The sequence below is a fragment of the Allobosea sp. P1_B10 genome (assembly GCF_056406735.1).
Genome location: NZ_JBFTZP010000021.1, coordinates 38,889 through 53,494, shown reverse-complemented (window position 1 = coordinate 53,494; position 14,606 = coordinate 38,889). Strand labels below are relative to the sequence as shown.

At 66.6% G+C, this 14,606-nt stretch carries 10 protein-coding genes and 2 tRNA genes; 8 read left to right on the top strand and 4 right to left on the bottom strand.

Annotation, left to right across the window (positions count from 1 at the left end; all coding sequences use genetic code 11):
• Nucleotides 1-425: 425 nt before the first annotated feature.
• Nucleotides 426-500: transfer RNA gene (locus AC1D2L_RS24715), tRNA-Gln, on the bottom strand.
• Nucleotides 501-646: 146 nt separating this feature from the next.
• On the opposite strand from AC1D2L_RS24715, the gene AC1D2L_RS24710 reads away from it, so the two are divergent.
• The 6 genes from AC1D2L_RS24710 (at nt 647) to AC1D2L_RS24685 (ending at nt 9,744) form a co-directional block, all read left to right on the top strand.
• Nucleotides 647-723 (top strand) — tRNA-Pro (locus tag AC1D2L_RS24710).
• Between the two features lie 404 nt (nt 724-1,127).
• Nucleotides 1,128-1,526, top strand: a complete 399-nt coding sequence (locus AC1D2L_RS24705) for a hypothetical protein (protein WP_476848553.1) — start codon at nt 1,128-1,130, stop codon at nt 1,524-1,526.
• Between the two features lie 34 nt (nt 1,527-1,560).
• The gene (rfaE1, locus tag AC1D2L_RS24700) at nt 1,561-3,018 is read left to right on the top strand and encodes a D-glycero-beta-D-manno-heptose-7-phosphate kinase (protein WP_476848552.1); all 1,458 of its coding nucleotides are present in this window, start codon (nt 1,561-1,563) and stop codon (nt 3,016-3,018) included.
• Between the two features lie 17 nt (nt 3,019-3,035).
• Nucleotides 3,036-7,319 (top strand): glycosyltransferase family 9 protein, encoded by a 4,284-nt coding sequence (locus AC1D2L_RS24695; RefSeq protein ID WP_476848551.1) that lies wholly within the window; start codon nt 3,036-3,038, stop codon nt 7,317-7,319.
• Nucleotides 7,303-8,505 carry a polysaccharide pyruvyl transferase family protein gene (locus AC1D2L_RS24690; RefSeq protein WP_476848550.1) on the top strand — a complete coding sequence of 401 codons (1,203 nt, stop codon included), beginning with the start codon at nt 7,303-7,305 and terminating at the stop codon, nt 8,503-8,505. The genes AC1D2L_RS24695 and AC1D2L_RS24690 overlap by 17 nt, the downstream gene beginning before the upstream one ends.
• Before the next feature lie 3 nt (nt 8,506-8,508).
• Nucleotides 8,509-9,744: an AGE family epimerase/isomerase gene (locus AC1D2L_RS24685; RefSeq protein ID WP_476848549.1), complete on the top strand. Its 1,236-nt coding sequence runs from the start codon at nt 8,509-8,511 to the stop codon at nt 9,742-9,744.
• 94 nt (nt 9,745-9,838) lie between these two features.
• Here AC1D2L_RS24685 and AC1D2L_RS24680 read toward each other — a convergent pair whose 3' ends face one another.
• A complete protein-coding gene (locus tag AC1D2L_RS24680; protein ID WP_476848548.1) occupies nt 9,839-10,465 on the bottom strand; it encodes a biotin transporter BioY in 627 nt (208 codons plus the stop codon).
• A gap of 115 nt (nt 10,466-10,580) precedes the next feature.
• On the opposite strand from AC1D2L_RS24680, the gene AC1D2L_RS24675 reads away from it, so the two are divergent.
• Nucleotides 10,581-11,495: an MBL fold metallo-hydrolase gene (locus tag AC1D2L_RS24675; RefSeq protein WP_476848547.1), complete on the top strand. Its 915-nt coding sequence runs from the start codon at nt 10,581-10,583 to the stop codon at nt 11,493-11,495.
• Nucleotides 11,496-11,498: 3 nt separating this feature from the next.
• Here AC1D2L_RS24675 and AC1D2L_RS24670 read toward each other — a convergent pair whose 3' ends face one another.
• Both AC1D2L_RS24670 and AC1D2L_RS24665 read right to left on the bottom strand, forming a co-directional pair.
• Nucleotides 11,499-12,275, bottom strand: a complete 777-nt coding sequence (locus AC1D2L_RS24670; protein WP_476848546.1) for a DUF1499 domain-containing protein — start codon at nt 12,273-12,275, stop codon at nt 11,499-11,501.
• Between the two features lie 62 nt (nt 12,276-12,337).
• The gene (locus AC1D2L_RS24665; protein ID WP_476848545.1) at nt 12,338-13,966 is read right to left on the bottom strand and encodes a long-chain-fatty-acid--CoA ligase; all 1,629 of its coding nucleotides are present in this window, start codon (nt 13,964-13,966) and stop codon (nt 12,338-12,340) included.
• 227 nt (nt 13,967-14,193) lie between these two features.
• Between AC1D2L_RS24665 and AC1D2L_RS24660 the strand changes: the two genes are divergently transcribed.
• Nucleotides 14,194-14,595 carry a MarR family winged helix-turn-helix transcriptional regulator gene (locus AC1D2L_RS24660; protein WP_476848558.1) on the top strand — a complete coding sequence of 134 codons (402 nt, stop codon included), beginning with the start codon at nt 14,194-14,196 and terminating at the stop codon, nt 14,593-14,595.
• Nucleotides 14,596-14,606: the final 11 nt, after the last annotated feature.

Genomic DNA, 14,606 nt, shown 5'->3' with positions numbered 1-14,606 from the left:
AGCTACTTCCACTGGCGTGTCTATCGCCCAAGGTCATCGGCGCCATCGCTGATGGAACCGCGCCTGCCAACCTCTCTGTCAGTCGACTCTGTGCAGCCCTGCCCCATGACTGGGCGAGCCAGGAACAGCGCTTCCTGATCCACTGACGGCTTGGGACCAGCGCATCGCAGCCCGCCGCTCTGCGGCGGGCTTCTGGTTCCGCCGCCCTTGTCGAACCGGTCTGGCCCAGGACTGATGCAAACCGGTCTCGCTGATATTCCCGCGGAATTTCAAAATGGGGTAGGCCAGACAGCCGACCAGAAACCTGCCCGATCTGGCGGAATCGCGCGCTTGAAGGCGAAGAGCAGACGGCGCGCCCCGGCTAACCCGCGACACCGTCGCGGAAACCCGCGAGCCACCCGAGAATCTGGTTCGCACAGAATATTTGGCTGGGGCGGGAGGATTCGAACCTCCGAATGGCGGTACCAAAAACCGCTGCCTTACCACTTGGCGACGCCCCAATGCGTCGCGCCTTCTAGAACGCGTCGCAGCCTTGCGCAACCTGTTGCGACACTCCCTTGAACGCCCGCGCGATAAATCGTCGAGATCGGGAAAACCCCTGTTGCAAGCGCGAGCGACGCTGGCTATAAGCCCGACACCAGTTGATCGGAGTGTGGCTCAGCCTGGTAGAGCACCTCGTTCGGGACGAGGGGGTCGCAGGTTCAAATCCTGCCACTCCGACCAAACACTCCAAGACAATCATCAAAAACTTGCCCCTTAGGGGCGCCCGCCACCGTTCTGAGACGGTGAGCTTCCGCAAGCGCGCGGCGGGCCGATCACTGTCGCGATAGGCAGATCGCAACCGACGGTCGGCAATGGTTCTGGCCTCTGCGTTGGCGCGGATCTCACGGCGCATGCGTAGCGATGCCAACTTCGCTTCCGCCACATCGCGACTCCGTCAATCCCAAGAAATATGACGCAGATACGAAAGTTGATGTTGAATTGCATCAATCTTACGAACTACGATCAATGATGATAGGGCCACGTCGATCGAACGCCCTATCTCCTCTGGGGATTATGAGCCGATAGCTACTCTGTCAGTCAGTTAGGGAAGGCAAGCACATCATGGTGATGATGGATAGCCGCCAATGAGTTACGTACCTCCTTATTCTCAACTGAGACAGCGACTTACTATCAGCTCTGAGAGCGACGTCCTGCTTGTTGCCGCAAAATTGGACGATCTCGAAGAATTCGTAAGATCGATGCTCTTCGCTATCCCATTCGATGAAGACTGGTATCGCAAAGCCTATCCCGACATCGACCAGGCAATCACGCAAGGCCTCTTAGGGTCGGGCAGAGAGCATTTCGTTCGGGACGGGTATTTCGAGGGCCGCCGTCCATTTGCGATGAACGTCGACGAGCAATGGTACCTCTCGCATTATGACGACATAGCCTCTGCCGTCGCCGCGCGAATTTTTCCCTCCGCCAACGAGCATTTCGCGTCGCACGGATATGAGGAAGGCCGCCTGCCCTGCCGACTTCTCTGACCGGCATCACGCACTCAATCTGGGAGACGGGACCATGCTGCCGTCATTCGATCGTCGGGTGATCGTACTGGGCGATGCGATGCTGGACCGCTTTCTCTATGGCGAGGCAAGCCGCCTGTCTCCGGAGGCGCCGATCCCGATCGTGAAGCTGAATCGCACGAGGTCCATGGCCGGCGGCGCAGGCAACGTCGTGCGCAATCTCGCATCGCTGGGTGGAGACCCGATCCTGATCACGCTCGCAGGGGGCGACCAGGCTGGCGAGGAACTCGTTCAGAAGCTGCCCTCGAACGCGTATGTGCTTCGCTCGCAAGCCCGCAAGACGACATCCAAGCTGCGCGTGATAGCAGCGAACCAGCAGGTCGTTCGCGTCGACGACGAGGAGGTTCGCTGCGCCAATCCCGCTGAGGAAGAGGCCCTGCTCGCCATCCTCGGGACCGCAATCGAGCACGCCGCCGCGCTGGTGCTTTCGGACTACGGCAAGGGCGTGCTGACCCCCTCGCTCTGCGCAAAAGCGATCGCCGCCGCTCGCCAGGCCGGCATACCGTGCGTCGTCGATCCAAAGGGCCGCGACTACAAGCGCTATGAGGGCGCCGACGTGGTGACGCCCAATGCGCGGGAACTGGCGGAAGCCTCGGGAATGCCGACAGGCACCGCTGCGGAGGTCGAGGCCGCCGCTCGTGCCATTCTCGCGCAGGTCAGGATCGGTGCGCTGCTCGTGACGCGCAGCAATAACGGCATGATGCTTGTGCCCAGGGCCGGCCCCGCCATTTCGGAACGCGCACACGCCAGGGATGTTTTTGACGTCTCGGGCGCGGGCGACACAGTCATCGCGACCCTGGCGCTGGCCGTCGCAGGCGGCGCGGCACTGCCCAGGGCTATGCGCCTGGCGAACGCGGCAGCCGGCGTCGTCGTCGGCAAGCTCGGCACAGCGGCCTGTTCGGCCGACGAACTGTTCAGCGCGTTGCGAGAGGCCGAGGGCGGCATCGGTCCGGTGCTGTCGCTTGAAACCGTCACACGTCTCGCGACGGAATGGCGCTCGGAGGGATTGCGCATAGGCTTTGCGAATGGGTGCTTCGACATTCTGCATGCCGGCCACGCGCTGATGCTGCGGGAGGCGCGGCGCCATTGCGACAGGTTGATCGTCGCGCTCAACAGCGACGCCGGCGTAGCGCGTCTCAAGGGACCTTCGCGCCCGCTGAATGGCCTGGCCGATCGCGCCACCGTCATCGGCGCGCTGTCCTTCGTGGACGCCGTGATGTGCTTCCCGGAAGACACGCCGCTCGACGCCATTCTCGCGATCCGCCCGGACCGGCTGTTCAAGGGCTCGGACTACGATTTGAGCGATGTCATCGGCGCGCGCGAACTGGCGTCATGGGGTGGGCAGGCCATGCTGCTCGACCTCCTTCCCGGGCGCTCCACGACGACCGTGGTGGAGCGCGCGCGCCGCGAAGCCCCGCACGTCGCCGGACAGCCATCGACGGCAACGGCGTAGTCAGCGGCGGCCCGGTGATGGACAGCGCTCAGGCCATTCCCCCAGATCGTCCTGCCCCACGCTCTCCGACCACGGTGCATATCGACCTCGCTGCGATCACCCGCCTCCGAACGCGCCGCGATGGCGGACGTGACGTGGAACTCGGCAGCGTTCGTGGCTGGGCCGTCGGCCCTGAGTCGCTCGCCCGGATCGACGTCTTCCTCGGCGACCGGCTCGTTAGCACGGCGCGGATCGGCGATGCCCGCCCCGATGTCGCGTCGCTGTTTCCCGAGATCGAGCATGCCGGGCGCGCCGGCTTCGAGGCGATCCTGACCAGCGGCCGCCTCGGCCCCACCGAGAGCGATGTCGTCCTCAAGCTGCAGACCGCTGGCGGGCGCAGTCTGTCCGTCACGTATCCGCTAAGCTTCACGCAGGGCGACGCGGATCTCGATGCCTTTCCGATCAGGATGGCTGTCGACAGTTGCACCGTGGATTCACAGGGACAGTTGCACCTGGCAGGCTGGGCGCTCGCCGAGGCGCAGATCGTCGCAATTCAGGTCTTTGCCGGCGCCGACCATATCGCCACGACAGTGCCGGCTCGGCCAAGGCCGGACGTCGCCCTGACGTTTCCGGCCTACCCCAACTCGGAAAACTGCGGCTTCGACATCGCCCGGCTTTTGCCGTTGCAAGGAGGAGCCGCACCGGAACGGGTCCGGATCGAGGTCATCGCGCGCGACGGCAGCGCGCGCTCCATGGCTGCACCGGTCCGCTTACGCGAAGCGCTGCAAAACCGCCGCACCCCGCCGCCTGCGATCATGCGCGGGCCGATGCTCCCGGCTCCGGGACTGCATTTCAACTGCGATGCGATCACGCTCACACCAGATGGCGTGTTGTGCATCGAGGGCTGGGCGCTCGCGCGACCTTCCATCAAGGAAATCGCGATCTCCGTCGGTGGGAGCCTTGCCGGCACTGCTCAAATTGGGCTGCCACGTCCCGATGTGCGCCGCGCATTCCCCGGTTTCCCGATCCGTCAGGAAGCCGGATTTTCCGCCCGCTTGGCCGTCGCGGGCCTGCTGACGGGCGATAACGCGGTCGATTTCGTGCTGAGCCTGGAAGACGGCTCGCAGCACCGCTTCCGGGAAACAGCCATAGCGACCGCAATGCTGGCCGACCCCGGCTCCGCCGCGATCGAGATGGCGGTCGACGGCATGCAAATCGAGGCGGGACATGCAGCGCGCCGGGTTTCCGGGGCCTTCCATCTCGTTGGCTGGGCGGCAGCGCAGGCGGGCGTCGCGAGCGTCGAGGCGTTTCTCGACGATACGACGCTCGGGATGGCCTATCATGGGCTGCGGCGCGATGATGTCGCAGCGGCTTACCCGCATCTTCCCAACAGCCTGCGCGCCGGCTTCGCCCTGTCGGTGCCCTCACGCGCTCTGAATCCCGGGCGATCACAAATCCGGGTCGTGGTCACGGATCGCGAGGGCGCACGAGCGGAAACCAGCTTCACCGTCGATATCGACCTCTCCGCGCGTGCGAACAAAGGCCCGCCGCTGCGAAGCCGCATGTCGGCGGCGGAGACTGCTGTCCATCTGGCCGTTCTGGCGGCGCGCGGGCCGCTTCCGACTTGCGATCTCGCTCTGCGAATCCCGGCAGGTCGCGATGCAGCGCAACGCGCCATGGCGACCTTGGAAAGCCTGATCGCGCAAGGACACGATGCCTGGCGGCTTTGGCCGTTCTCCGGCTCCCGGCAGCGGGGCGACACGATCCGCAAAGCCCTCTGCGCGGCCCATCCCGACCATGCAGACCGCATCCGCACTCTGGATGACTACGAGCCCGTCCGCGGGCCAGCCCTGGCGGGCCTGCTCGAGGCTGGAGACATCCTGGCCGTCGACAGCCTGCTGGTGCTGGCTATTGCGGCCACCGGCCCAGACCCCGCGGACCTCGTATACGGCGACGACATCCGCCCCGATCCAGCCGACCTGCACCCGGCCGCCTTCTTCAAGCCGGATTGGTCGCCGGACCTGCTCCTCTCGCAAAACTATATCGGCCGGGCCTGGCTTGCACGGGAGGGTGCGCTCGTCCGCGCCGGGCTCGATCTGCCGGCCGTCGCGGCTTGCGGCGCGTACGGCGCGCTTCTGCGACTGACAGAGATCGCAGGCGGGATCGGCCACGTGCCGCAACTCGTCCTGCAAGCTGGTCGCTCGCGCGAATCCGTCGGGCTGGAGCGGCGGGCCTTGGCGCAGGCGCTGCGACGACGCGGAATTGCAGGCACGGTGGGCCCGGGCCCCTTGCGCGGGGTTCACCGCGTACGGCGCCGCGCTATGCCCTGCGCAAAAGTCTCGATCATCATCCCGACGATCGCCGCCAAGGGGCATGTCCGTACCTGCATCGAGAGCATACGGCGGCTGACCAGAGGCATCGCCTATGAAATCATCCTCGTCGACAATCTGCGCGGGGGCCTGCTGTCACCGGAGCAGCGCGCATGGAAGGCGTGGTTTCGCGGCCATGCCGACTTGGTCGTCAGCGTCGATGAGGACTTCAACTGGTCGAGGCTCAACAATCTTGGCGCCGAGGTCGCGTCGGGCGATCTGTTGCTGTTCCTGAATGACGACGTCGAGGTCCGCGATCCCGATTGGCTCGCGGTTCTCGCAGCCGAGGCGGCTCGTCCCGAGGTCGGCGTCGTCGGCGCGCGGCTGCTCTACCCCGACGGCAAGGTCCAGCATGCCGGGATGATACTGTCGCGCGCGACGCACGGGCATGCCAGTCACGCCTTCCGCTTCGCCGCCCCGGATGAATCCGGCTATTTCAGCCTCGCGCTGAGCCAGCGCAACGTCGCCTGCGTGACCGGCGCCTGCATGATGCTGCGCCGCGAGGTCTTCGAGGCCTCGGGCGGGTTTGACGAGGCCCATGGCGTCGTCAACAACGACGTCGATTTCTGCCTGCGCCTGCACAGCGCCGGAAAGCTGATCGTCTACACGCCGCATGTGTGTCTGACCCACCATGAACTCGCCAGCCGCGCCGTGCTGGTCGACACCTATGACCGATCGGCCTTTCTCGCGCGCTGGGCCGACCTGTTCCTGGCAGGGGACCCCTTCCACAACCGCAACCTCGCCGATGCCGAGGAGCGTTACGCCATTGAGGAGGAACCGCTGCGAGAGGTCTATGCCGGCCATCCACTCGGTTCGCGCGCCGGGATCAAGCGGATACTCGCGGTCAAGCTCGATCATATCGGCGATCTCGTCACCGCCCTGCCCGCGCTGCGGCGATTGAAGGCGCATTTCCCCGCGGCGCGACTGGATGCGCTCGTCGGGCCGTCAGCCTTGGCCATCGCCGGTCTGGAGCCCGCGATCGACGAGATCATTCCCTTTGCCTTCTTTGAGGCGCGTTCGAGCCTCGGGCGAAAGGCGCTCGGCAGGCAGGACTACGCCGCGCTCGAAGCCACCTTGAAGGCACGGAGGTACGATCTCGCAATCGACCTCCGCAAGCTCGGCGACACTCGACAGGTCCTGCAGCTCACGCATGCACCCGTGCTGGCAGGGTTCGATCACGGCCGCAGCTTTCCCTGGCTCGACATCGCGCTGGAATGGGAGGGCGATCCGCTGCAGGCGCGCAAGCGCAACCATGTCGCCGACGACCTGATCAATCTCGCGGACGCCGTCGCAAACGCCTTCGGTGAGGAGCGTCGTACGATCGGACATGACGCTCGTTTGCCGGCGCTCTCCCGCGAACTTGACCGAGACTTCGGGCCCCTGTTCGCCCATGGCTATGTCGTCATCCACCCAGCGGCAGGCACGGCGTTGCGACAATGGCCGCCAGCCCATTTCGCGAAACTGATCGATCTCCTGGTCGAGCGCGACGGGATGCGGATCGCACTGGTCGGTGGCCCCGACGAACGCGACATAGCTGACGACGTCCTGCGGCTGACGAAGCATGCCGGTGCGGTGTTCGATCTCGTCGGACGCTCTCGGCTCGCAGAGCTTCCCGAGATCCTCGCCCGCAGCGTCCTGTTCGTCGGCAACAACAGTGGTCCCAGCCATCTCGCGGCCGGACTGGGCGTGCCGACCATTGCGGTTCACTCGGCCATCGTCGCGTCCGAGGAATGGGGGCCGCTCGGCCCGGTCGCGGTGGCGTTGCGCCGGGATATGAGCTGCGCGCCCTGCTACATCGTCAGCGTCGACCAATGTCACCGCGGGATGGCCTGCCTGACGACGATCACGCCGCCGGCCGTTCATGCGGTGTGCCGCCGTTTCCTCGCGTTGCGCGCGGGGCGCAACTCCCGGGCGAATCCGACACTCGAGGTCCGGCATGGCTGCGATGCCTGACCTCGACATCAACTTCGATGGCGACTGGTACCAGGAGAGCTATCCCGACATACGGCTGGCCTATCAGGCGGGCCGGATCGCGAGCCTGCAGGAGCATTACCTCGAACATGGTGTTGCCGAAGGGCGGCTGCCGTTTGCGCCGCAGCCCGAGAATGATCGCGTCTTCGCCTATGGCTCGTTCGGCTCGAACAATGTCGGAGACGAGGCGATCCTCGAAGGCATCCGGCGGCTCTATCCACGATGCGTGCAGTTCTACAGCAACAAGCTTCGGTCCGGTCGTGGCGAGTTCGCCCAGACCGCGATTGCGACACCCGGATTCTTCCGGCCCGGCGACTATCTCATCATCGGTGGCGGCGGGCTGCTCTATGACCGCGAGACCGTCGCATTGATGGCGGATCTGGCGCAGGTAGCCCGGCGCGCCGGCGCCACGGTCGATATCCTGCGGCTGGGTTGCGAGGCTGCCCAGAGCAGCTATGCCTCCGAAATCAGGCGCCTGTTCTCGCAGGCCAGGCGGGTGACGGTCCGCAGTTCGGAATCCCGCGAGATCATGTGGCGCGTGATCGGCCGCGAATGTCCCGTCGAGTTCGATTTTGCTTTTCTACTGCGGCCGGAAACTCTGGCATTGCCGCTGGAACTGAACGACGTCACCACCATCGGGATCGTCACCGCCACGGCAAGTCTCACTGAAATCCAGGCGATCGCCGGCGTCATCCGGGCCTGCACCCATGAGGCTGCCACGCGCCGGCTCCGCTTCGTGCACGTCCCCCACTCCCGCTCCTATTTCAATCTGGAGAACAATGACCGAATCACCGCCGAGGAGATCTGGACGAGCGCGAGAATGCATCACGCCTGGGATGAGGCGGCCTTCGAGCCCCTGCCCTATGACGGCGATCCCTTGCGCGTCCTTCAGCGTTACAAGTCCCTCGATGGCGTCGTCTCCTCGCGCTATCACGGGCTCGTTTTCGCTGAGATGGCGGGCATCCCCGCGCTCGCGCTCGGCAGCAACCTGACGAAGCTACAGGGCTTTCTCAGGGATCACGCCTCTGCGCTGCTGAGCGGCACCACCGCAGATGGCCTCGCGAAGGCATTCGCGCCGTTTCTCGATACGGTGACGGCAACGCGAGCCCTGCGCCTCCGGCACCCAATCGCGACGCCGCGGGCCTCCGCCGTATCGGCGAGCTCCTGACCCATGGCGCCGTCTCGGGCCAGCGCGTTCCGGGCGGTTGGACAGAATGCGGCGCGCGCGCCGGCTCCTGGCCTGGGCCCGCAGGCGACCGAACCGCGATCGATCGGAGAACTCGAGATCTGGCTCGTCGAAAGCGCCTGGCCGTTCTGGCGCGATCACGGCGTCGACCGGCGGCATGGCGGCTTTCATGAGGCGCTCGACGCCGTCACGCTGACATGTCCCGCGACATTTCGCAGGCTGCGCGTGCTCACGCGCCAGATCTACGTCTTCGCCCGTGCTGCCCGCCATGGATTGCCCGGCGCGGACGGCCTCGTCGCCATGGGCCTCGAGGTGCTGCTGCGGTGCGCGAAGCAGCCCGAGGGCGGCTATGCCTGGCGCTTTGCCCTGGATGGCAGCGCCATCGACCAGCGCCGCGATCTCTATGATCACAGCTTCGTCCTGCTGGCCCTTGCGAGCGCGGCGCGCGTCACCGGCAAGCCGGATCTGCATCGCGAGGCGCGTGAGCTGATGGCCTGGCTCGACCGCCACATGCGTCACCCGTCGGGCGGCTATCGCGAGTCGCTGTCGCAGTTCGGCGAGCCAAGGCGCCAGAACTCGCACATGCATCTGCTCGAGGCGACACTGGCGGCCTGGCGAGCCTTCGGCGACGCGCTGTTCCTCGACCGCGCCGACGAGATCGTCGCGCTCTTCCTGGGTCGCCTGTTCGATCACAGGAGCGGCACGCTGCCGGAGCTCTTCAGCGAAGCCCTGCGAGCCCGGCCCTCCCTGCGTGGCAGCCAGCTCGAGCCAGGGCATCACGCGGAATGGCTGGCGCTGCTCGATTGGCATCGCCTGGCCTCGCGGGCTGCTGGGCGTCACATCCCGAAGCGCTCGGAGGCGGCTTCGGCCTCATTATGGCGCTTTCTCCAGCGCGGCGATGTCCACTCGCCCGACGGCGCGCTGTTGGATGCGGTTGCAGCCGATGGCAGCGTCCTGGCGGCGGGCGCCCGGCTCTGGCCGCAAACGGAGCGGCTCAAGGCCGCAGCCTTGCACCTGCCATCCGACCCGCAGGCGCTGGACCGCGCGGTCGCCGCCCTCGCCCCCTATCTCGACCACCCCGTGAACGGCCTCTGGCATGAACGCCGCACACCCGAAGGCGCCTTCGCGGCAGAGCCCGTCCCGGCATCGAGCCTCTACCACCTGACCTGCGGTATCCTCGTAGCCGGCTCGCGCGCCAGATCTGCGAAGGCCACAGGCTAGAACGGCGCCGCGCGCATCGCGTGGCTACCCCGCAGCCAAGAGAAAAGGGCCGGAGTTTCCCCCGGCCCTCTTCAAATCGGCGGCGGCGAAGATATCAGCTGCGGCGCTCGATAGCCGACCAGCCCGTCGCGACCATGCAGATCGCCAGCAGGACCTTGAGCGCATCGCCCAGGAGGAAGGGCTGCACGCCATAGGCAAACGCCTTGGCAAAGCCGACCCCGGTGACGCCGGCGGCCATCTGCGCGCCAAGCGCCAGCCACAGGCAGCCAAGGCCGAGCATCAGGGCTTCGGCAGCCACGAGACCGACGATGAGCCGGGGCCAGGAGGCACCACGCGCGGCAGCCCAGCCGGCGACGGCAGCGGCCACGATGAAGCCCATCAGGAAGCCGCCGGTGGGGCCAACGAGGTAGAGCGGGCCGGCAGCGACCGGCGGGGTGTTGGTGAAGACCGGCAGTCCGGCCAGGCCGCAGGCGATGTAGAGCGCGACGGTCGCAGCGCCGAGACGCGGGCCATAGGCGGCGCCCAGCGCCAGGACGGCGAGCGTCTGAAGCGTCATCGGCACCGGCCAGAACGGCACCTTGATCTTGGCGGCAAGCACCAGAATCAGGCTGCCAGCAATGGCGAGCGTGACGTTGCGGATCATCGTCGCGCGGGCGCTCGAAACCGAGGGAAGCACGGCATTGACGAGTGTGGGAGCTTGAAGAGGGAGCATATCTGCCATCTGTGTGGGGTCCTGTCCGCCACGGTCGCGCTGCACGACCATCTAGCTCTCCTATAGGAAATGCGGCAAAGCCGGACAAGCGGCGCGACGCGCGGCGGACAACGCAAGGCGGACCATGAGCGACGAGATCGAGTTCGACAGGACAGCGACAGCCCCCTCCGGAGCGATCGTTCAGCTCTCGCCGCTGGTCCGGCGCGTCATCGCGGGCAATGGCGGCCCGATGACATTTACCGGCACATGCAGCTACATCGTCGGGCGCGGCACGGTCGCGATCATCGACCCGGGCCCCGACGACGCGGCCCATGTCGCGCGCCTTCTGGAGGCCGTGACCGGCGAGACGGTCAGCGACATCGTCGTCACCCACACCCATCGCGACCACTCTCCTGCTGCCCCGGCGGTGAAGGCTGCGACAGGGGCTCGAATCGTCGGCTGCGGCCCGCATCGGCCCGCCCGCGAACTCGCACTCGGCGAGATCAATCCTCTCGACGGCGCCGGCGACCGGACATATGCGCCTGATCTCCAGATGCGCGAGGGCGATGCCGTCTCCGGCGCCGGATGGAGCCTGCGCGCCATCGAGACGCCCGGCCATACCGCAAATCACCTCGCCTTCAGCCTCGCCGAGGAGGCGACTCTGTTCTCCGGCGACCACGTCATGGCCTGGTCGACCACCATCGTCGCGCCGCCCGACGGCTCGATGGCCGCCTACATGGCCTCGATCGAGAAACTCCGCGGCATGGAGCACACGCTGTACTGGCCAGGTCATGGTGGGCCCGTCCTCGAGCCGCAGCGTTTCCTGCGCGGGCTGGTCCACCACCGTCGCCAGCGCGAGGCCGCGATCATGAGCCGGCTGGGCGCCGGGGACGAGACGATCGCCCAGATGGTCCCGATGATCTACCAGGGGCTCGCGCCGACGCTTCACGGAGCCGCGAGCCTCTCGGTGCTGGCCCAACTCGAGGATCTCATGCTGCGCGGCATCGTCGCCTGTAGCGATGCCTCGCCGCAGCTGGGCAGTCGCTACCGGCTCGGCTGAGGTTCAGCGCGTCTCGACGAGCAGTTCGATCTCGTGGGCGAAGGCGGCGATCCGCGCCGCATTGCCGCCGAGATCATGCCTGCCGATCCGCGAGGCGGAGCGGATATCGATGCGGCTGCCGTCGACGCGAGGCCGGATCCGGATGGTGATGTCGTCGGCGAGGCGAAGGATGCGCGTGCGCGCCACCACCTCGATCCGCCCTGCCCCGCTGCGGCCACCCGGCCGGGACGCTTCGAGCACCTGCCAGCCGAGATGGGTCGACGCCCGGCGCGCCATCTCGAACGCCGCCTCGGCCGGAACCTCGAGGATGATCGGGACTGCCTTCGGATAGGCCTGGCGCTGCAGCCTGCGCCGCTCCGCCGGCACGTCGGGCGGGATGCGCCCCTTGCGTGCCCCTTGCGCGGCCGCCGAACGGCTGAAAGCGGGGGGATCGTCGATATCGGTCGAGACGTCGGTCAGCGCCGGAAGCGTCGCCAACCTGAACCCCGCATAGCCCGCCGGCAGCAGCAGGATCAGGCTGAGAAGGAAGGCCTGAGCCGCCATCCCGACCCCGCGATGGCCCGACTGCCAGATCCGGGCGAAGGCGGCCAGCGCCAGGAGCAGCGCCAGCAAGACGAGAATGTAGGCCCCCGCGATCGGCGCCAGCTCCGCGACGCTGCCATCTCCTAACCGGAAGGCCAACACCGCGAGAAGCAGGACCGTCAGCGAGAACCAGGCCAGCCGTCGGCTCCATACGGCGGCCCGCGATACCGGCTCCTCGAAGACGAGACGACGATGCATCGGGCAAGCCTACGCCAGCGCAACCGGAAGGCAAGGATCAGCCTGCGCCGCTGGCCCGGACGTCATTCGGGGAGGCGATAATCCCTGAACATCTCGCGCAGCTTGGTCTTCTGGATCTTGCCCGTGGCCGTGTGCGGGATCGCCTCGACCAGCACGACATCGTCCGGCAGCCACCATTTCGCGATCTTGCCGGTCATGAAGGCGAGCATGGCAGCCTTGTCGGGCGTCTTGCCGGGCTTGGGAACAAGCACCAGCAAAGGGCGCTCGTCCCATTTCGGGTGGGCGACGCCGATCACGGCGGCCTCCGCGACGTCGGGATGGCCGATGGCGAGGTTTTCGAGATCGATCGACGAGATCCACTCGCCGCCGGACTTGATCACGTCCTTGGAGCGGTCGGTGACCTGCATGTAGCCAGCCGGGTCGATGGTCGAGACATCGCCGGTGTCGAAAAAGCCCTGTTCGTCGAGGATCGGCTCGTCCTCGCGGCGATAATAGGCTTTCGCCACGGCCGGGCCCCGCGACTTGAGCCGGCCGAAGGTCTTGCCGTCCCAGGGAAGCTCGACGCCGTTGTCGTCGGTCAGGCGGAACTCGACCGTGAAGGGCGGATGGCCCTGCTTGACCTTGAGGTCGTAGAGCGCCTCACCTTCGAGATCGGCATAGACCGGCTTCACCGAGCAGAACGAGCCGAGCGGGCTCATCTCGGTCATGCCCCAGGCATGCGCGACCGTGACGCCGTATTTGCGCTCGAACGCCTCGGTCATGGCGCGCGGACAGGCCGAGCCGCCGATGACGACGCGCTTCAGGCTCGTGAGCTTTCCACCGCCGGCTTCGAGATGCTGCAGCAGCCCGAGCCAGACGGTCGGCACCGCCGCAGTCATGGTGACGCCCTCTCCCTCGAGCAGTTCATGCAGCGACGCGCCGTCGAGTTTTGCCCCGGGCATCACCAGCTTGGCCCCGGTCATCGGCGCGGAATAGGCCAGCGACCAGCTGTTGGCGTGGAACAGCGGCACCACCGGCAGCACCGTGTCGCGCGAGGACAGCCCCATGAAATCGGGCGCGGCGACCGCGAGCGCGTGCAGGACATTCGAGCGGTGGGAATAGAGCACGCCCTTGGGGCCGCCTGTTGTGCCCGAGGTGTAGCAAAGCCCCGCCGCCGTGTTCTCGTCGAGCGCAGCCCAGGCGAAATCGTCGTCGGCCTCCGCCAGCCAGTCCTCATAGGGCACGGCGCCCTTGAGTGAGGTGTCGGGCATGTGGAAGGCGTCGCACAGCACGATGTAGCGCTCGACGCTCGGCAGTTTGTCCTGCAGCTGTTCGGCGAGCGCCACGAAGGTCAGGTCGAGGAACAGCAGCCGGTCGCCAGCATGGTCCATGATCCCCGCGATCTGCTCGGGGAACAGGCGTGGATTGACGGTGTGCGTGATCGCGCCCATCCCGCTGATCCCATACCAGAGCTCGAGATGGCGGTCGGTGTTCCAGGCCAGCGTAGCGACGCGGTCGCCCTGCACGATGCCCTCGCGCGCCAGCCGCTTCGCGACCTTGAGCGCTCGCTGCCGGACCTGCGCGTAGGTCGTGCGCCTGAGCGGCCCGCCCTCGACCCCGCGGGTCACGACCTCGCGCGTGCCATGCTGGATCGCCGCATGGTCGATGATCCGGTGCAGCAGAAGAGGCCAGTCCTGCATGAGGCCGAGCATAGGCGTTTCTCCAGAAGTCCTTGTTCTCGTTCCGGTGAGGATAGGAGCGTCAGGGAGCGTAGGGAAAGCTTTCTCGTCTCATCCGTTGGGTGAAGACACGAAACACTCGCCTGCCCCGGCGCAATGATTTAGGTCTGACCGATCCATTTCTGGAAAGTGAGACCGTGACTGCTCAAAATGCCCAGCAAACCGAGCCGGTCGAGGTCGATCGGGTCTGGTTCCGCTTCATGCGGCTGCACCAGCGTCTGCTCGGCCAGATTACCGTGCGCATTCGGGAACTCGGCCTCTCGATTCCGCAGTTCGACCTGATCTCGACGCTGACCGAGCGCGAAGGCATCAGCCAGAGCGAACTCGCCGAGCGCCTCTACGTAACGAAGGGCAATGTCTCGGGGCTGGTCGACAGGCTGGTCCAGGCCGGTCTGGTCGAGCGTCGTGCCATCGCCGGCGACCGACGCTCCTACGCGATGCACCTGACCCCGGAAGGGCGCCGCCTCGCGGAAGCCGGGATGGCCGCCCAACGCGAATTCGTCGCCAACACGCTCGGCAAGCTGCCCACCGAGGACCTTGCCGCGCTCGATCGCCTGGTACGCGATTGGCGCGACATGTCGCGCGCCATCGACGCAGAATAGGACGCACGGGG

Bases quoted from the DNA above. Each gene is read 5' to 3' on its own strand.
- AC1D2L_RS24670 (WP_476848546.1), bottom strand. From the start codon at position 12,275: ATGCATCGTCGTCTCGTCTTCGAGGAGCCGGTATCGCGGGCCGCCGTA.
- AC1D2L_RS24685 (WP_476848549.1), top strand. From the start codon at position 8,509: ATGGCGCCGTCTCGGGCCAGCGCGTTCCGGGCGGTTGGACAGAATGCG.
- AC1D2L_RS24690 (WP_476848550.1), top strand. From the start codon at position 7,303: ATGGCTGCGATGCCTGACCTCGACATCAACTTCGATGGCGACTGGTAC.
- AC1D2L_RS24705 (WP_476848553.1), top strand. From the start codon at position 1,128: ATGAGTTACGTACCTCCTTATTCTCAACTGAGACAGCGACTTACTATC.
- AC1D2L_RS24660 (WP_476848558.1), top strand. From the start codon at position 14,194: ATGCGGCTGCACCAGCGTCTGCTCGGCCAGATTACCGTGCGCATTCGG.
- AC1D2L_RS24665 (WP_476848545.1), bottom strand. From the start codon at position 13,966: ATGCTCGGCCTCATGCAGGACTGGCCTCTTCTGCTGCACCGGATCATC.
- AC1D2L_RS24695 (WP_476848551.1), top strand. From the start codon at position 3,036: ATGGACAGCGCTCAGGCCATTCCCCCAGATCGTCCTGCCCCACGCTCT.
- AC1D2L_RS24680 (WP_476848548.1), bottom strand. From the start codon at position 10,465: ATGGCAGATATGCTCCCTCTTCAAGCTCCCACACTCGTCAATGCCGTG.
- AC1D2L_RS24675 (WP_476848547.1), top strand. From the start codon at position 10,581: ATGAGCGACGAGATCGAGTTCGACAGGACAGCGACAGCCCCCTCCGGA.
- rfaE1 (WP_476848552.1), top strand. From the start codon at position 1,561: ATGCTGCCGTCATTCGATCGTCGGGTGATCGTACTGGGCGATGCGATG.